The following is a 15,575-nucleotide window of genomic DNA, read 5'->3' as shown; positions in this document are numbered from 1 at the left end:
AATGACAATTCCATTAAGTGTTGATTTTCGAATCACTCCAAACGTCGTCGCTCCGGCTGGCTCGGCATTAGATGCTAATGGCCTGGTGCTGAGCGATAACGAGCTAATCCGAGTGGGAACCGTAGCCGAGTTCACTAACGCACCCGACATTGCGGCATTGCTGGGAAGTAACTCTCCCGAATTCCTGGCGGCCCAGCTTTACTTTAACGGCTATGACAACTCATCCGTGATTCCGGGCAAGTTGCTCATCACCCGTGTGATCACCGCTGCCGTGGCGGGTTATCTGCTATCGGGTAGTATGAAAGGCGTTCAGCTTTCCACTCTGCAAGCAATTTCACCCGGCACGATCAAGTTGACCGTCGACGGGGTAGCAGTAACCAGTACCTCTATCGACCTGTCCTCGGCTACCAGCTTCTCTGACATTGCTACCAAGCTGACTACCGGCATCGGGGCTAGCAAGGTGTTGGTAGAATGGCTTCCGATCGCAAATCGCTTTATCGTCCGATCGCTGACTACTGGCGCAAACAGTGCCGTTAGCTTTGCCGATGCTGGCGACCTGGCTACAGGCCTGAAGTTAACCGCAGACACCGCAGCTACCACGTCACCGGGCAGCGCAACAGTCACGATGACGGACATGATGAATAACGTCATCAACCTGAGCCAAGATTGGGCACTGTTCTCATCCCTGGTTGAGCTGACTGATGATCAAAAACAAGAGCTGTGCGCCTGGGTTAGCGCGTCAAACAACCGGTTTGGCTATGTCGTGCATGACCCTTCACAGGCCGCCACCGTTGCCAATAACGCGCAGTGCTTCATGCAGAAGGTTGTCGTAGCAAACGGCTATGAAAACGTGTTCCCGGTGTATGGCTCCTATTTGTACGCGATTCCCGCGCTGGCATATGCCGCATCGCTGGATTTTGCGCGCACTAATGGCCGGGTTTCCTACAAGTTCCGCGACTTCCCCGGTCTAGCTCCTAACGTCACCGACGGGCAGACCTATAGCGCGTTGCTCTCCAATGGTTACAACTTCTACGGCTCCTATAGCCTGAATAAGACCATGAAGCAATACGCATCGAATGGTGCGATCACGGGTAAATTCGAGTGGCTGGACACCTTCATGTGCCAGGTGTGGATGAACGCAAATCTGGTAGGCGCGTTTGCCAACCTGTTCACCGCCAATCAGTCCTATCCGTTTAACGCCCAGGGCTATGCGACTGTTAATGCTGCCGTGATCGACGTGGCACAGCAGGCGCTCAACTTCGGTGCCATTCGCAAGGGTGTGACGCTGGATACTGCGCAGATCCGCATCATCAACAACACGGTCGGCGCTGATATCTCCAGCACGCTGTACTCCGAGGGGTGGTATCTGTACATCCCGCCTCAACCGGGCTCTAACCGCATCGAGCGCGACCTGAAGGGCGTAATTTTTTACTACGTCGATGGCGGCCTGATCCAAAGCATCACGATGTCTTCAACCGCTATCCTGTAAGGACGACACAATGCCTATCGATATCACAAGCGCTAATTCCAAGCTGCGTCTCGTCGTCCCTGCCTACTACCCCGGCGGGATTGATGTTGACGACTACGCAGCCGATAACATGTTTGACACCGCGCCATTGCAGAACGCCGAAGAAATCATGTCGGCCGACGGCAAATATCACGCCGGTTTCGTGTTCAACCCGGCAGAGTTCACGATCACCCTGATGCCGACATCATCCGCCCTGGGGAAACTGGATGATATGTTTGCAGCGGAACGAACGGCGATCGCCAAGTTCACGGTAAACGCTACCCTGGTAGTCCCCTCTCTCAACAAAAAGTGGACGATGGTAAACGGGGTGCTGTTCAGCATGCCTCCTCTGCCGCCCGGCCGCCGCATCCTCCAGCCGCGCCCCGTCGTATTCCACTTTGAAACCATTACACCGAGTGCCGTCTAATGAGAAAGCAGATCACCTACATCGTCGAAGATAACAACCGCGATCACGGGAAGGAGTTCATCATCACGGAAATGTCGGCATGGGATGCTGACGAGCTTTCTCAGGAGATTTTCCGCATCATGGGCAGCGGTATGCCCAATGGTATGGAAAACATCCCAGATGACGTCGTAATGATGGGGTGTGCAGGATTGGCAACCTACGGCCTACTGGTTCTATCCTCCGCGTCTCCAGATGTGGCCAAGGTGCTGCGCTCTCGCCTATTGGCAACAGTGGAAATCGTCATTTCCCATGAAGGAAACCAGCAAACACGCAAGGTCATTTCTGAAGACTTCGAAGAGGTGACAACTATTCGCGCCCTGATGGATCAGGTGTTCAAGGTAAATTTCGATTTTTTATCAATCGCAGCCGCGTAAAGTTCCCTTTCATCCAGCCTGAACCGGAGCCAGCAAAACTGGTATATCCGGCGAACGTGTCACACCAGATGTATTCGATTATCTGCTCTGAAAAGGCCAGTTATCTTGACCTGCAAGAGCGGCTATCTGTGCGTGATGCGTTCAATCTGCTGGAGATTATCGCGGTGGAGTCCCATAACGAGAAAGCCTGGCGGGAGCATTTGGAGAAGCAATGATCATCCAAGAGTTGGCCTATAAGGTAAAAATCCAGGCAGAAGATTTTCTCGCTGGGAAAAAGAAAGTGGCCCAAAGCGTCGCCGAATTAGATCAGGACGTAAAGCGGCCACTGGAAAGCGTAGGCAAGAGATTCGATGGCCTTACTGATGGAGTTACCGCCTTTGGTAATGCCGGTAAAAACGCATTCAATCAAGTGCAGATGGGCGCCGCAAAGTTTCTTGGCGTAGCATTAACGCTTGAAGGTGCGCGGCGGCTGTTCACGTCTACGACACGGAACCTGGTTGATCTGGGCAACACTTCGTCATTCCTCGATATGGGGGCGAAAAGCTTGGATGGGTTCAACCGGGCGGCCGCCGCCACCGGCGCTTCGGAACAGTCGATGACATCCATGCTGATGCGCTTGAAGAATGCGCAGAACTGGATGGCTATGCCGATGGGTGCGCCTGACGCTTCTACGATAGCAATGCAGCAATTGCAGGGAATGACTGGCGTAGACATCATGGGAGGGAAAGACCCCGGCCAAATGCTTCTCAGGACGGCTACGGCGCTACGCAAAATGAACAAAACCCAAGCCGAGGTAATGTGGGGACAGATGGGAGGATCTGCCGATATGTTCGGGTTGATGTATTCCGGCAAGCTCTCCACGCTGCAACGCGACTTTGAAAAGCGCTCTAACGCTACCGATCCGGCTATTCAGCGAGCTAGAGAGGTTAATGAAACCCTGGAGAAGTTGCGCCAGACCGTAGATAACCTGGGTACTGACTTTGTATTAGCGTTTGGAGATGAGGTTAATCAACTCCTTAAAGAGTTTGGTGATTGGGTAGTAAATCATAAGGATGATATTGTTGGATTTTTCCGTGATGGAGCAGAGTGGGCGAAAAAATTTGCCGAATCTGTTGGCGGTACCTCAAACGCTATCCTCCAGCTAATACAATTAGGAAATAGAATTTCTGGTGGGAATGGCGATATTGGTTGGGGTAATGTTCTTCGCTTTGGTGACGAGCATTTAAACCCCATGGCTCCAGTAAGAACAGTTATTAGCAATTCCGGAGCAGGCAAGGAGGGGATTAAAATAGGTGGCTTTTCGGTTCCTGATTGGGCTAAAGATGCCGTAGAGTCAGGGGTTAGCAGTTTAAACCCAATGTCTAGATTGATGAGTATATTGAGATCTACCGGAGCAATTAGGGATGCTAACGCGTCGGAGGTTGCACCAAATATTTCTCATGATGCCGTGATCGCCTCTATTGCCATGGCAGAAAGCGGAGGGAATCCTAACGCCGTATCAAAGGCTGGCGCTGCTGGCCTCATGCAACTCATGCCAGGAACTGCAAAGGATTATGGGTTATCACCTGAAGAGCGATTTGACCCGATGAAATCCATGATGGTTGGAACCATGCATTTCAACCGGCTACTGAGGAAATATAAGGGAAACTATGAGGACGCTTTGCGTGCCTACAACTGGGGCGAGGGAAACATGGACAAGTGGATTTCTGGCGGCAGGTCTGGCTCCATGCCTAAAGAAACCATGGATTACCCCGGCCGGGTCATGAACTACTACAGCCAACTATCCAGCATGGCATCTAGACCATCGGGCGCTATGGGGAGCGTAGATAATAGCCAACAGAGCCACATCAGCATCCAAAAGGTGGAAGTTAACAGTAACCCTCAGACCATTAACCAGTTGACCTCGTCGATTGAAAATCAGGCAAACCGCAGTAGAATGAACATATCTTTCTCTAGCGGAGTGCAGTAATGACTGAAACGGCGAGATCAGTGATGAAAGTTATATGGTTGGCGGTGTTCTTCTGTAGTGTTATTGGTTTCTTGCAGGGCGTTGTAATGTTGTTAACTCAAAATGAGATCAGCGCCCCTCAACAAGCCGCCGCTGCTGCAATGGGGATAGCTTGGGCTGTAATACCGTACTGCGCAGCTAGAGCAGTGCAAATGCTGCTCCCCCGAGAAGTTGTTATCAAAAAAGACTAAAGATAGCCCGCAACGCGGGCTTTTTACACAACCAATGGCGTTGACTCAACCAAACCTACTCCTAAATGATTGATCGCTTTTTCTTTTTTCCATTTTGCCATTGCACTTTGGACATAAATAATTCTTTTTTCCATCAATTTCCCATGTAAAATATTTCCTTTTAAATGGAGTTCCGCAGATATCGCAGCGCCTTGGTTTTAGCACCTCGGCAATGATGCCGATAACAAAAAAGATCACTACCACCGTGATGATTCCGTCCATTACGCTTCCTTTTGTTATCTAGTTAATCATTTTTTGATAAATGTTTATCAACAACCTTTTCGATAGCTTTTATTTTTTCTGATAGCTCACGCATCCATTCGTGCATTTTTTCCGGTGAGCTAAGTTCTGATTCGGATAGAGCCCGCATGTCATCAACCTTTGGTGGCTCCACATACTCTTCAAGAATTCTCACTATCTCGGAATTGAGCGATCTTCCATTTTTTTTGGCTATAGCCTGCAATTTTTCTTTCAGATCAGCAGGCATCCTGATGCCATACGGTGCTATGTCTCTGATTTTCATGTTTCTAGACGCCTGTGTAATTAACCTCTACACAATGTAATCATAAAGCGTTTGACAATCTACGCTCACGATGTAATATATGTGTAATCACTACACGATGAAGAGGATGTGGAATAAATGGAAAAGGTAAGAGACATTGCACCGGTAGGGATTCGATTCCCTAAGCATCTAAAGGATTTGTTGAAGGTGTTAGCAAAAGAGGAAGGGCGCTCACTGAATAGTGAGGTGGTGAAACGTATCGAGCGGAGTCTGAAAGAAGATGGGTTTATCAAGCAGCAATAAAGGAAAAGCCCCGATGGCTGCAACCAACGAGGCTTCAATATCAACAAATCGTAATGGAAATATCGACATGAATATTTTAACAAAAGCAAGTGCAGATTTCACCATGTTTAAGTTCGGCGACAAAGAAATTCGTGTGCTAAGTAAAAATGGTGAGCCGTGGTTTTTAGCACAAGACGTTTGCTTCGCGCTTGGCATCAAGAACGTCACGCAAGCTGTTGAAAGGCTGGATGAAGATGAACGATCTATGTTTAACATAGGGCGTCAGGGCGAGGCTAACATCGTCAGTGAGTCAGGAATGTACACCTTGGTGCTTCGCTGCCGCGACGCCATCAAGCCAGGAACCGTCCCGCACACCTTCCGCAAGTGGGTGACTGCCGAGGTACTTCCGACAATCCGTAAGACTGGTGAATATCAGGAGTCGAAGCCGCGCCAAACCACGACGACTCAACTTACCCCGCTGCGCCAAACCGTTGAGCGCTTGATCACCACCGGTCTTGGCCGGATTTACCCTGATATCTGGAAGCTGGTACACCACCGTTTCGAGGTTGAGCACATCAACCAGCTAACCAAAAGTCAGATCACTGAGGCCATCGAGTATCTCGACGCCCTAGAGGGGGAGTACATCTCCAAGCACCAATCAGAGGAACGGTGGTGTAACGCCAAGGAGCTTGGCTTCAAGTTGGAGATGATCGACCGGATTTGGCAGTCTGCGAAAGAGGACATTGCCAAGTTCGATCCGAATATGTCCAAGTATCTTGACGGCTCCATGAACATGCTGGCGATGTATAGCTCCAGCTTGAAGGGGAAGGGCATTTGCTCCGATAACCGCAAATTAAAGAGAGTGGCGAGATAATCGCTGCGAATAAAACCAACCCGCTTCGGCGGGTTTTTTATTGGGGTGAAAATGAGCATCTTGAACCTGAACACGGCGAACATTTTCAACGCCATCGGCGGCGGCTCTCCGCTATCCATAATTAACAGCACCCTTCATCCTTCATACGTTATCCGAAAGCACGGAGATTCTACGGTGGCGTTGGAGTTTAGCGGGTTGGCATCCATTGCGCCGGAGGGGCGTGCTACGGTGGTCACTGCTCCGGTAGAGCAAGGGAAGTACGCATCAATCAATAAGGTAAAGCAGCCATCGCGTATCCGATGTGCCGTGGTTATCTCTGGCCTAACCGGATTCACCGGTGAAATCCCCAATATCTTCGATCTCACCTTCACCAGCCAATCAGAAACCCTGAAGACTATTCAATCGATGCTGTCTCAGGCTCTGATTTATGACATCGAGACACCCAAAGAGACGCTAGAGAGCTATGACCTAGTGGGTCACTTCTACGAAGTTACTCACAGTAAAGGGGTTTCCCTGCTTATCGTGTACCTTGAGTTTCAAGAGGTCATGCAGCAGATGGCGGTTTCACTGTCCGGAGCACAAACCAATAAGCCGCCGACAAGTGATAGCAAAAGCAGCGGAGAAACGGGGGTAGGGGCGCAGGGATTGAAACCTGGAGGCGCAAAGCCATCAACACTTGATGAGCTTGGCAAGTCATGGGGCAACTTGAAATCGTCACTGTCTACTGCAGTTGGCAATGTAGAAAAGACCATTAGCACCGGATTTCAAAGCGCGCTGGACACGGTAAAAGAGCCCGTACTTGAAGTGGTGAACAGCGCTACCAAAAAGGCCACCGACGTGGCCAAGTATATCGCAGAGGCAACCAAGCCATGATGACTGTCTCCATTCAGCCGCTAAAGTCGCAGAGCTTTAGCGTTCAGCTTGGCGGACAACAATGCGAAATCCGCCTCATTCAGCGAGTCAGCGCTCTTTACATGGATCTGACCGTGGACGGTAACCCGATCATGCAAGGCGTTCCCTGTTACTACGGAAACCGAATGGTGCGCTATTCCTACCTGGGATTTAAGGGTGATCTGGTATTTCTGGACACTGACGGACAGAGCGATCCGACGTGGGACGGTTTAGGTGATCGTTATCAGCTATTTTATCTAGAGGAGTCTGATCTTGTATAAACAGCACTCCCTACGCTTCGAATTCACCAATCAAACCACGTCATTCGACAAGTCCGGCAATAACAAAATCTCCATCTCCAATGTAAAGGCCATGTTTAAGTTCGGAGCCTATGGCAATCAGGCCGGGGTTCAGGCCGAGGCTACGATTTATGGATTGGGGTTAGATCTGCTATCCGCCCTCTCGTCCAAGGGAATCAATACCTGGATGCAGATGGAGCGCATACACACATCCGTATACGCTGATGATACCAAGGTTTTCTCCGGTTTCATCGTCTATAGCTGCGCCAACATGAACGCAGCGCCAGAGACAGCGCTGACGCTGAACATGGTTTCAGGTTTCGACCTACAGGCGGCAAGCGCACAGCCATTCTCTAGGCCGGGGACGGTAAAGCTGGCCGAAGTTCTGGCAGCAATCTGCGAGCCTTACCAATACCGTCTAAACCCCGTAGGAATTGATGGACTTGTTGCCAGCAACATCTATCTATCTGGGAGCCCGTTAGAGCAGATCCGATACGCCTGCAACCAGGCTGGCGCGAATATGCAGATAGACGGCAGTCAGGTAACCGTATGGCCTATGAATACTGCCAAAGACGACGTAGTTCCGCTTGTTTCTCCTGAGTATGGCTTGATTGGATACCCGGTCTTCACCGCATCAGGGATTACGTTTCAGACGCAATATTCCGGCCTCCTGGCTGCCGGGCGATACGTCAACCTAGATACATCACTCCCATACGCCCCAGGCAAATATTACCTGTATGTGGTGGAAAACTTCCTTTCTTCGTGGATCGAGAATGGTCCCTGGCACTCTATATGCCAAGGCGGTAAGCAACTGGTGACATCATGATAGAGAATTTCTTTACGCCGCCGGGCGGAAACTCCAACGATGCAGAGTCTTTTAAGTTTGTTTTTGAAAAGTTGCTAAATGGGAAATTCTTCATTGAGCTTGTCTTGGTGACAAAGGTAAGCGGCGAAGCACCGAATTTAGTAGTTGATGTCATTCCGCTGGTTACGCAGACAGACCACACCGGCGCAATGATCAAAAACAGCACCATTTACAACGTCCCCGTATTCCGATTACAGCGCGGAAACTCGGCAATCATCATGAACCCGGTGCCGGGTGACATTGGCATGATCGCCGTGTGCGACCGGGACAATTCAGTTGTTAGAGTAAACCGATCGCAATCAGTGCCGGGTAGCCGCCGAACGCATAGCAAATCCGATGCGCTATACCTTGGCGGATTCCTCAATGAGCAGCCATCCCAATACATTGAATTCGCAGACAATCAGATCAACATCGTCAGTCCTGGAGATGTGAACTTGACATGCCAAAAAGCGACCGTCACTGCGCCAGGCGGCGTTGATATGACTACGCCACTTCTCAAGGTATCTGGAGGAATCGAGGCTGGCGGTAACATCACCGACAACGCCGAAGCACAGGCCGCATCACTCAAGGATTTGCGCGACGCATTTGATGAGCACGATCACGAGGTTAACGGAATACATACCGGTAGCGGGTCGGTAACGTCGGAGAAACCAGGGAATCCCGTATGACATACAGAACGATGAAGCTAGACACCGGCACATGGGATTTAACCCTGGATGGGTCTGGAAACCTTGCGATCGCAACCGGCGGTGAGGCGGTTGCGCAGGATGTCGCATCGGCGTGCCTGGTGTTCTCTGGTGAGTGCTATTACGACAACACGCTAGGTATACCCTGGAAACAGGACGTTTTAGGAAAGAGCCCATCAGCCGGATTTATCGCGACGAAGATGCAGGCCGAAGCCAAAAAGCTACCCATCGTTGATCAGGCCATCTGTTCGGTATTCACGGATAGAAAAACACGGCAGACGCGCGGAACACTGCTCGTTACGGATAAAGACGGCAATCAATCACAGGTTACGATATGACGAATTTAATAACGGCAGTACCGGACGTAACCATTACCGAGAATGGCCTATTAGTCCCGGACGTGGCTGATATCCTAGCAGGCCGTCTAACTGACATGTCTACCTCTCTCGGGGGCGGTAGTGAGTCGCTAAGCTCTCCGCAGGGACAGTTGGCACAGTCCGATACAGAGATTGTCGCCCAGGCGTACGACAAGTTGCTTTGCCTGTTCAACCAGATGAACCCCGACTTTGCCGAAGGCAGATTTCAAGATGGGATTGGGCGAATATACTTTCAGGATAGAATTTCCTCCCAGGGCACCATCGTTACGGCGACATGCGTCGGTGCTGTAGGCACGCTTATCCCTGCTGGGAGTAGCGCCCAGGATAATGCAGGATACATCTACCGCAGCATTAATGGCGCCACTATCCCGGCATCGGGATCGGTTGATGTGCAATTCCAAAACGTCACACCTGGCCCCATTCCTTGCGGTGTTGGCGAGCTAAACCAAATCTACCGAGCGGTGTCCGGCTGGGACACGGTATACAACCAGGCTGCCGGTTTTGTTGGTGTTGATGTAGAGTCGCGCATTGCGTTTGAGGCTCGCCGTAAGGATTCCGTAGCCCGAGGTGGAGCAAACACCGACGCCGCCACCCGCGCCGCTGTTCTGGACGTTACGGGCGTTGCTGATGCCTATGTTTGGTCTAATCGGCTATCCACTCCAGTAAACAAGGGATCGACTAACTTCCCCGTGGCCGGCAACTCCATCTATATCGGTGTCTATGGCGGTCTGGATGCAGATGTGGCTGAGGCCATTTTCTCAAAATACAATCTGGGATGTAACATGAACGGGAACACTCACGTTACCGTTTATGACAAGGTGAACTATCAGGCGCCATACCCTGAATACGATATCCAGTGGGAAAAGGTGTCGCCGGTTAGAGCTTACTTTAAGGTCAGTATCACCAATAACCCGGATTTACCTTCTGACATCACAACCCAGGTTCAGAATATGGTGGTTAATGTTTTCAATGGTGGCTATGAGGGGATTGAGAAGTCTCGCATCGGGGCAACAATCGGCACTGGAAAATATTATGCTCCCATCATTTCCATATCACCAAACTCAGTAAACATTACATCGATAACCGTATCCCTTGACGGTTCCATATATTCCGCAGCAGAAACGCCGGGGATTGATCAAATACCGACGATACAGGCTAGCGACGTACAGGTAACGCTGGTATGACATGGAAAGAGACGATATTAACTCAGTATTCCGCAAGTAAATCACTTCTCTCTATTATCGATACGTTCAATCAAGCTGTGAGTCTTGATGATTTCACTGATGAATTCATCAATAGGGTTTGGGATTTGACCACTTGCGAATCTTTCGGGCTGGACATGTGGGGTAAAATTGTCGGAGTTTCCAGATACATAAAAGCGTCGATTGATTCTGATAGTTTCGGGTTTTCTGAGGCTGATGACGGAAGTGATGGTTATCCTAGCCCTTTTAACGATCAACCTTTCTACGCTGGACTGCAAGAAACAGAAACAGTCAGGCTGTCAGACAACGCATATAGAACCCTGATATTATGCAAGGCGTTTTCAAACATTAGCATTGCAACAATACCGGATGTAAATAGATTTTTGACAATGCTATTCAAGGGACGCGGAAGGTGCTATTGCATAAATTACAAAGAAATGACAATGGGGATAACGCTTGAGTTCCATCTTGAACCCTTTGAAATTTCAATTTTACAAAACTATGAAGTCACCCCAATCCCCAGCGGGGTGCTTTTAAGAATAAATCAAATAGTTCCACCATATTTTGGTTTTACAGAAGAAGCCTATCCGTTTAATGACGGAACATTTTATAGAGGTTGATAATGAAGATTGTCGATTCACCAGCAAAACAAGGCGTACCCTTTGGCATAAATGGCTTGCGAGAGCCGCTTCTTCCATCAACTCCAGCTGGAGACAATACCGCATCATATGCCGATGGTTTTCCATCAATCACGATGATCTTGAAGTCTGCCGGCGGCCTTCCCCCCAAAGGACAGGATATGAACCAAATCCTGTTTGAATTGTCCTCCCTGTGCCGATGGTTTAGTGCTGGAGCCATGAATAAATTCGATTCGGCATTTTGCACGGCTATTGGCGGCTATCCGAAGGGATCATTACTCCTGGCTGGAGACGGCGTGACAATATTTAAGTGCACTCAGGATGACAACACCAACAACCCGGATCAATCCGCCACTGGATGGAAGCGGTTGTCATACTATGTGGCTGATGAACTCGCGCTGGGAAATGCGGCACACAAAGACGTGGGAACCACAAGCGGAACGGTGGCCGCTGGCGATTCCACCATGGGCGGGACATACACAAACGTTACTAGCAGCAGGGCAATGGGAGTGACGTACACCAATAGCGCTACACGCCCAATGCTGGTGATTTATTCGTGTGATGCGACAAGTTTCGGTACTGCTGTTGCTGCCGTGAACGGGGTTACTGTCGCTAGATTTATCGGTGTTGAGTCAGCATCAACTCATAACGGGCCATCTATGACATTTATCGTCCCCCCAGGGGCGACTTACTCCATAACCAAAACTGCCGGCTCACTTTCCAACATGATTTGGGCTGAAATGGTGTGATCATGAAATATTTCAAAGATTCTAACTCCTCAGTGTACGCATACCCATCAGATGGCTCTCAAGATGCCTTTATCAAAGATGGCCTTATCCCGATCACCGAAAAAGAGGCGATGGATATCGTAAACCCACCAAAAACAAATCAAGAGCTTTTGCAAGAAGAACTTCAAGCAATCTCAAAAAAATATCAGGAAGATATCGATGCATTAAACCAGGCGTATCTCGCTGCTGTTGTCAGCGATGGTCCTGGAGAAGTGGCAAAACAGCAGGCGGTACGTGATGCTATTACTGCTCGAAAAGCTCAATATTCCGCAGATAAAGAAGCGGCGCGTTTAAAGTATCCGATCTAAGGAGTAGGTATGGAAAAAGTAGTAGAGGCGGTAGCGGTAAAGTTCTGTCCGATTTGTGGGGACACCATGCATCAGGAAAATCGTGATGGCGGCCTGTGGTGGGTGTGCGATGATCCGACCTGCGATTTTCAGATTCTGATCAAATCGGCAAGTGGTGATGAAGGTGTGGTTGTGTCGTGATTGTGTCGTGCTTGAAAAGCTACAAACGACACCAAACGACGATAGATGACACTGAACGACACAATAGCCGGTGCGAACGCGGATAAATGTTGATGTTTCAGTGTGTTAAGTTGAGTTTATGGGACTCTTAATCAATTGGTCGACGGTTCGATCCCGTCACGACCCACCAACAATTTCAAGGCGTTGCGCTAATGGCGTAGCGCCTTTTTTGTTATCGATAGCCTGCCTGTGTCGATACTGATCGCGGTGCCCTCCGCTTTGGGCAGGGGCGATGGGCTTTAGCCCCTGTGCAGGGCGAGCGTGAGAGCGGAGCCCGAACTCGCTTACGTTGGCAAAATCAGTCTAGGCCGGTTTTTTTACCCTTATGATATTTTCTGCTTTTGGCGTGTAGACCGTATGGTTTGACGGAATATTTTTATTGATAAAGCTCATTGCGCCGATAGTGACATTATCGCCTATATGCAAATCATCACCGATGATGCAGCAGTTGGCGCCGATCTCGACGTTATCACCGATATAGATTTTCCCCGCCTGATCGTTTTGTTTTACGCCAATGGTCACATTTTGTCTGATATACAGATTGTTGCCTATGACGCAGTGCCCGGTGATCACAATGCCGACATAGTGGGCGATGCGCAGCCCCTCACCGATCTCACAGCCAAGCTTGATATCAAGGCAGTATTTATTCCGTAGGTTTCGGCTGATGCGCACCGCCGTTTTTTTAGCCGTACCACTGCGGTGTAAGTAATTGGCGATGCGCCACCAAAAGTAGAATCGGCGCTCAGGGCACTTGAATGCCTTGTGCAGCGTTTTGAGCCAGGAGAAGGGTTGGTCTGAGACCATTACTTCGCGGCGCAGACACCGTTTCAGGTGGGATAGCTCGTGGTCATGCGGTTTCATCGGTTGTGTTCTACCTCCGGTAAAAAGTGGCCACTATAATGCGGCGTCATCTCGGCGCCGTCCAATGACTTTGTCTCCGCCGGGGTGCGGCGGTGACGATCTGGCACGCGTGGGACGGCACGCTATCTATTTGAATATTAATTCCTGGCGCTCCCGCGCGTGGGGGATTGCTATGCGCATCTTGTTTTTTTACCCGCCGCTAAAAATAGGATCGCTGCGCCCACGGCGGCGGGTGAGTAGCGGAGCGGCCATTTTTTATTCTATTCTGATACGTGAAGGGGGCCGGCCAGGCCCCCTGAGCAGGGGCTTGGGGAGCGCGCGCCCACGGGCGGCTATGGTGGCTTAGCGATAGATCCAGATGACGTTGGATAAAAAATATAGCGAGATTTTATGCTGACAGTAAAGGCGCTGTACCACTACCCGCTGAAGTCCGGGGCGGGAGAGGCGGCGGAGCGGGTGTCCGTGGCATCATACGGTATCGTTCAGGATCGGCAGTTTATGCTGATCAAGGCGGCGGACAGCCGTATGGTGACGGCAAGGACGCACCCGCAGCTGCTGGGGGTTCGCGTCAGCCAAGATGCCGACAGCGTCACCTTTCATTCGGCGATGCAGACGCCGCTGCGAGTGCGGTGGGCCCAGTTTGTTCGCGGCTCACGACAGACTGCCGTGTGGGGGGATGCGTTTTCTGCCCTGAGCGTCGGTGAGGAGGCCGATAGGTGGTTTAGCCAGCTGTTAAGAGAGCCGGTAACGTTGGTCTTTAACGGTGAAGCGCCCCGGCGTCACCGCGGGGATACGCCGACGCCGCTGAGTCTGGCGGACGCGGCGCCGCTGCTTCTGCTATCAGAGGCGTCGCTGGACGCTCTCAACGCACGCTCGCCAGAGCAGCATACGCTGCAGCAGTTCCGCCCGAACATCGTGGTGCAGGGAAGTCAGCCCTTCGCCGAGGATGGCTGGAAAACGCTCCGGATCGGCGGCGTGACGTTTGCCGTTAGCGCCCCTTGCTCCCGCTGCGTACTGACGACGATCGATCCGCAAACGCAGCAGATGAAGCCCGGCAATGAGCCGCTGACGACGCTGGGCCAGTTCCGCAGGGAGGCGCGGACGGGAGAGATCCATTTTGGGGTTTATCTGACGCCGCTGACTCCCGGCGAGATAGTCTGTTCGGATCCCGTTGATATCGTGGCAACGCAGGCGCCCTATCCCTATGTCGATCGGCTGCCTGAAACGATCGCGTTGATTTGCGATGCGGTAGAGCCCATCTGCCGAGATTTCACCACGTTCTGGTTTAAACGGGCCGATGGCTTGCCCCTGCCGCCCTATCTGGCCGGACAGCACCTGCCGGTGACGCTCAGGATAGGGCCGCGGCGCTATCAGCGCTGCTATACTCTCTCCTCGTCGCCAACCCGTGGCGATCGCTGGTCGATCGGCGTGAAAAGGGTGCCGTCTGGCACCGTGTCGAGTTGGCTCCACCGCCATATGCGCGTGGGGCAGCCGCTCCGTGCCGCGGCGCCGGAAGGAGCCTTTTTCCTCGATCGCCGCCCTGCGGGCCCCATTGCCCTGATCAGCGCCGGCCATATCCATGCTGAGGATGTTGGCCGATCGGCAATGGATCGATGATGTGATTTTTTACCATCAGTGTCAGACAGCGCAGGATAGGGCTTTTGCGGATGAGCTACAGCAGATCCAGCGTGCGCATCCGTCTTTGACCGTGATTACGGCGGTGTCCCGCCCCGACAGCGAGTGGCAGGGGATATCGGGGCGCTTCGATGCCGCCCGCGTCGCGCTGTTTCCTGCGCTGGCGCAGCGCCATGTCTATGTCTGTGGACCCGCAGGCTTTATGGCGCAGGTACAAACGCTGCTGCTGGCCGCCGGGCTGCCCGTGGAGCAGTGGCATCAAGAGCATTTTGGCGAAGCCGTGCGCAGCGATAACCGCGCCTATCGCTCGGTGCAGATACGTATCAATGGTAATACGTTCAGGGGAAATAACCAGGCGTCGCTGCTCGCGCAGGCGGAGAGCGCCGGTGTCAGTATGGCCTGTAGCTGCAGGGCGGGCGTGTGCGGCAAGTGTAAGGTACTGCTTAACGCCGGTTCGGTTGAGCAGCCTCAGCGCGTAGCGCTCAGCGCCGATGAGGCGAATGCGGGCTACATACTGGCCTGCTGTGCGATACCGCAGGAGGATATTGTTATCGGGGAGTAAT

Annotated in this window: 23 protein-coding genes; 20 read left to right on the top strand and 3 right to left on the bottom strand. The window is 51.5% G+C overall.

The features are described 5' to 3' along the window. The first annotated feature begins 1 nt into the window (after window position 1). The 6 genes from QY76_RS13470 to QY76_RS13450 all read left to right on the top strand — a co-directional run bounded on the left by QY76_RS13470 (window position 2) and on the right by QY76_RS13450 (window position 4,546). Window positions 2-1,489: a DUF3383 domain-containing protein gene (locus QY76_RS13470; protein ID WP_049648852.1), complete on the top strand. Its 1,488-nt coding sequence runs from the start codon at window positions 2-4 to the stop codon at window positions 1,487-1,489. 10 nt (window positions 1,490-1,499) lie between these two features. Continuing rightward, on the top strand, window positions 1,500-1,934 hold the full coding sequence (locus tag QY76_RS13465; RefSeq protein WP_049648851.1) for a hypothetical protein: 435 nt from the start codon (window positions 1,500-1,502) through the stop codon (window positions 1,932-1,934). Further along, the gene (locus QY76_RS13460; RefSeq protein ID WP_049648850.1) at window positions 1,934-2,347 is read left to right on the top strand and encodes a hypothetical protein; all 414 of its coding nucleotides are present in this window, start codon (window positions 1,934-1,936) and stop codon (window positions 2,345-2,347) included. The genes QY76_RS13465 and QY76_RS13460 overlap by 1 nt, the downstream gene beginning before the upstream one ends. A 68-nt stretch (window positions 2,348-2,415) precedes the next feature. Next, window positions 2,416-2,562 (top strand): hypothetical protein, encoded by a 147-nt coding sequence (locus QY76_RS19090; RefSeq protein WP_165799708.1) that lies wholly within the window; start codon window positions 2,416-2,418, stop codon window positions 2,560-2,562. Beyond that, a complete protein-coding gene (locus QY76_RS13455; RefSeq protein WP_049648849.1) occupies window positions 2,559-4,316 on the top strand; it encodes a lytic transglycosylase domain-containing protein in 1,758 nt (585 codons plus the stop codon). The genes QY76_RS19090 and QY76_RS13455 overlap by 4 nt, the downstream gene beginning before the upstream one ends. Then, window positions 4,316-4,546, top strand: a complete 231-nt coding sequence (locus QY76_RS13450; protein WP_235439404.1) for a hypothetical protein — start codon at window positions 4,316-4,318, stop codon at window positions 4,544-4,546. Before QY76_RS13455 ends, QY76_RS13450 begins: the two co-directional genes overlap by 1 nt. 45 nt (window positions 4,547-4,591) lie before the next feature. On the opposite strand, the gene QY76_RS13445 is transcribed toward QY76_RS13450, so the two are convergent. Continuing rightward, window positions 4,592-4,807 (bottom strand): hypothetical protein, encoded by a 216-nt coding sequence (locus QY76_RS13445; RefSeq protein WP_049648848.1) that lies wholly within the window; start codon window positions 4,805-4,807, stop codon window positions 4,592-4,594. A 22-nt stretch (window positions 4,808-4,829) separates the two neighbouring features. After that, window positions 4,830-5,108 (bottom strand): Arc family DNA-binding protein, encoded by a 279-nt coding sequence (locus tag QY76_RS13440; protein ID WP_049648847.1) that lies wholly within the window; start codon window positions 5,106-5,108, stop codon window positions 4,830-4,832. A gap of 117 nt (window positions 5,109-5,225) precedes the next feature. Between QY76_RS13440 and QY76_RS18125 the strand changes: the two genes are divergently transcribed. Genes QY76_RS18125 through QY76_RS18980 form a run of 12 tightly spaced genes read left to right on the top strand, consistent with a single transcriptional unit; the run spans window position 5,226 to window position 12,477 of the window. Further along, on the top strand, window positions 5,226-5,390 hold the full coding sequence (locus QY76_RS18125; RefSeq protein ID WP_071844176.1) for an Arc family DNA-binding protein: 165 nt from the start codon (window positions 5,226-5,228) through the stop codon (window positions 5,388-5,390). Window positions 5,391-5,403: 13 nt separating this feature from the next. Next, window positions 5,404-6,243, top strand: coding sequence for a BRO family protein (locus tag QY76_RS13435; RefSeq protein WP_053111567.1), 840 nt, complete (start codon window positions 5,404-5,406; stop codon window positions 6,241-6,243). Window positions 6,244-6,294: 51 nt separating this feature from the next. Then, complete coding sequence (locus QY76_RS13430; protein ID WP_049648846.1) at window positions 6,295-7,116, top strand: hypothetical protein; 822 nt, start codon at window positions 6,295-6,297, stop codon at window positions 7,114-7,116. Continuing rightward, window positions 7,113-7,415 (top strand): hypothetical protein, encoded by a 303-nt coding sequence (locus QY76_RS13425; RefSeq protein WP_049648845.1) that lies wholly within the window; start codon window positions 7,113-7,115, stop codon window positions 7,413-7,415. Before QY76_RS13430 ends, QY76_RS13425 begins: the two co-directional genes overlap by 4 nt. Then, window positions 7,408-8,259, top strand: a complete 852-nt coding sequence (locus QY76_RS13420) for a hypothetical protein (protein ID WP_049648844.1) — start codon at window positions 7,408-7,410, stop codon at window positions 8,257-8,259. Before QY76_RS13425 ends, QY76_RS13420 begins: the two co-directional genes overlap by 8 nt. Then, window positions 8,256-8,966: a phage baseplate assembly protein gene (locus QY76_RS13415; RefSeq protein ID WP_049648843.1), complete on the top strand. Its 711-nt coding sequence runs from the start codon at window positions 8,256-8,258 to the stop codon at window positions 8,964-8,966. The genes QY76_RS13420 and QY76_RS13415 overlap by 4 nt, the downstream gene beginning before the upstream one ends. Next, on the top strand, window positions 8,963-9,322 hold the full coding sequence (locus QY76_RS13410) for a hypothetical protein (protein WP_049648842.1): 360 nt from the start codon (window positions 8,963-8,965) through the stop codon (window positions 9,320-9,322). The genes QY76_RS13415 and QY76_RS13410 overlap by 4 nt, the downstream gene beginning before the upstream one ends. Beyond that, a complete protein-coding gene (locus QY76_RS13405; protein WP_049648841.1) occupies window positions 9,319-10,545 on the top strand; it encodes a baseplate J/gp47 family protein in 1,227 nt (408 codons plus the stop codon). Before QY76_RS13410 ends, QY76_RS13405 begins: the two co-directional genes overlap by 4 nt. Beyond that, complete coding sequence (locus QY76_RS13400; RefSeq protein WP_049648840.1) at window positions 10,542-11,183, top strand: DUF2612 domain-containing protein; 642 nt, start codon at window positions 10,542-10,544, stop codon at window positions 11,181-11,183. The genes QY76_RS13405 and QY76_RS13400 overlap by 4 nt, the downstream gene beginning before the upstream one ends. A gap of 2 nt (window positions 11,184-11,185) precedes the next feature. Continuing rightward, window positions 11,186-11,950 (top strand): hypothetical protein, encoded by a 765-nt coding sequence (locus QY76_RS19085; protein ID WP_049648839.1) that lies wholly within the window; start codon window positions 11,186-11,188, stop codon window positions 11,948-11,950. A gap of 2 nt (window positions 11,951-11,952) precedes the next feature. Beyond that, entirely contained in the window at window positions 11,953-12,297 is a 345-nt protein-coding gene (locus QY76_RS13390; RefSeq protein WP_049648838.1) for a hypothetical protein, read from the top strand. Between the two features lie 9 nt (window positions 12,298-12,306). Next, window positions 12,307-12,477, top strand: coding sequence for a hypothetical protein (locus QY76_RS18980; RefSeq protein WP_158409697.1), 171 nt, complete (start codon window positions 12,307-12,309; stop codon window positions 12,475-12,477). 342 nt (window positions 12,478-12,819) lie between these two features. Here QY76_RS18980 and QY76_RS13385 read toward each other — a convergent pair whose 3' ends face one another. Further along, window positions 12,820-13,377 (bottom strand): serine acetyltransferase, encoded by a 558-nt coding sequence (locus QY76_RS13385; RefSeq protein WP_034164345.1) that lies wholly within the window; start codon window positions 13,375-13,377, stop codon window positions 12,820-12,822. A 390-nt stretch (window positions 13,378-13,767) separates the two neighbouring features. Here QY76_RS13385 and QY76_RS13380 point away from each other — a divergent pair, with 390 nt between their 5' ends. After that, entirely contained in the window at window positions 13,768-14,994 is a 1,227-nt protein-coding gene (locus QY76_RS13380; protein ID WP_049648837.1) for an MOSC domain-containing protein, read from the top strand. After that, a complete protein-coding gene (locus QY76_RS18515; protein ID WP_082171493.1) occupies window positions 14,957-15,574 on the top strand; it encodes a flavin reductase family protein in 618 nt (205 codons plus the stop codon). The genes QY76_RS13380 and QY76_RS18515 overlap by 38 nt, the downstream gene beginning before the upstream one ends. The last annotated feature ends 1 nt before the right edge of the window (window position 15,575 follow it).

It is taken from the genome of Edwardsiella sp. EA181011 (assembly GCF_000800725.1).
GTDB lineage: Bacteria > Pseudomonadota > Gammaproteobacteria > Enterobacterales > Enterobacteriaceae > Edwardsiella > Edwardsiella anguillarum.
This window is presented reverse-complemented; position numbering and strand designations above follow the sequence as displayed.

Excerpts from the sequence above, each read along its gene's own strand:
- QY76_RS13390 (WP_049648838.1), top strand. The coding sequence starts at position 11,953 with ATGAAATATTTCAAAGATTCTAACTCCTCAGTGTACGCATACCCATCA.
- QY76_RS13385 (WP_034164345.1), bottom strand. The coding sequence starts at position 13,377 with ATGAAACCGCATGACCACGAGCTATCCCACCTGAAACGGTGTCTGCGC.
- QY76_RS18125 (WP_071844176.1), top strand. The coding sequence starts at position 5,226 with ATGGAAAAGGTAAGAGACATTGCACCGGTAGGGATTCGATTCCCTAAG.
- QY76_RS13450 (WP_235439404.1), top strand. The coding sequence starts at position 4,316 with ATGACTGAAACGGCGAGATCAGTGATGAAAGTTATATGGTTGGCGGTG.
- QY76_RS13455 (WP_049648849.1), top strand. The coding sequence starts at position 2,559 with ATGATCATCCAAGAGTTGGCCTATAAGGTAAAAATCCAGGCAGAAGAT.
- QY76_RS18980 (WP_158409697.1), top strand. The coding sequence starts at position 12,307 with ATGGAAAAAGTAGTAGAGGCGGTAGCGGTAAAGTTCTGTCCGATTTGT.
- QY76_RS13425 (WP_049648845.1), top strand. The coding sequence starts at position 7,113 with ATGATGACTGTCTCCATTCAGCCGCTAAAGTCGCAGAGCTTTAGCGTT.
- QY76_RS13380 (WP_049648837.1), top strand. The coding sequence starts at position 13,768 with ATGCTGACAGTAAAGGCGCTGTACCACTACCCGCTGAAGTCCGGGGCG.
- QY76_RS13440 (WP_049648847.1), bottom strand. The coding sequence starts at position 5,108 with ATGAAAATCAGAGACATAGCACCGTATGGCATCAGGATGCCTGCTGAT.
- QY76_RS13465 (WP_049648851.1), top strand. The coding sequence starts at position 1,500 with ATGCCTATCGATATCACAAGCGCTAATTCCAAGCTGCGTCTCGTCGTC.
- QY76_RS13435 (WP_053111567.1), top strand. The coding sequence starts at position 5,404 with ATGGCTGCAACCAACGAGGCTTCAATATCAACAAATCGTAATGGAAAT.
- QY76_RS13415 (WP_049648843.1), top strand. The coding sequence starts at position 8,256 with ATGATAGAGAATTTCTTTACGCCGCCGGGCGGAAACTCCAACGATGCA.
- QY76_RS18515 (WP_082171493.1), top strand. The coding sequence starts at position 14,957 with ATGCTGAGGATGTTGGCCGATCGGCAATGGATCGATGATGTGATTTTT.
- QY76_RS19090 (WP_165799708.1), top strand. The coding sequence starts at position 2,416 with ATGTATTCGATTATCTGCTCTGAAAAGGCCAGTTATCTTGACCTGCAA.
- QY76_RS13400 (WP_049648840.1), top strand. The coding sequence starts at position 10,542 with ATGACATGGAAAGAGACGATATTAACTCAGTATTCCGCAAGTAAATCA.
- QY76_RS13460 (WP_049648850.1), top strand. The coding sequence starts at position 1,934 with ATGAGAAAGCAGATCACCTACATCGTCGAAGATAACAACCGCGATCAC.
- QY76_RS19085 (WP_049648839.1), top strand. The coding sequence starts at position 11,186 with ATGAAGATTGTCGATTCACCAGCAAAACAAGGCGTACCCTTTGGCATA.
- QY76_RS13410 (WP_049648842.1), top strand. The coding sequence starts at position 8,963 with ATGACATACAGAACGATGAAGCTAGACACCGGCACATGGGATTTAACC.
- QY76_RS13445 (WP_049648848.1), bottom strand. The coding sequence starts at position 4,807 with ATGGACGGAATCATCACGGTGGTAGTGATCTTTTTTGTTATCGGCATC.
- QY76_RS13470 (WP_049648852.1), top strand. The coding sequence starts at position 2 with ATGACAATTCCATTAAGTGTTGATTTTCGAATCACTCCAAACGTCGTC.
- QY76_RS13430 (WP_049648846.1), top strand. The coding sequence starts at position 6,295 with ATGAGCATCTTGAACCTGAACACGGCGAACATTTTCAACGCCATCGGC.
- QY76_RS13405 (WP_049648841.1), top strand. The coding sequence starts at position 9,319 with ATGACGAATTTAATAACGGCAGTACCGGACGTAACCATTACCGAGAAT.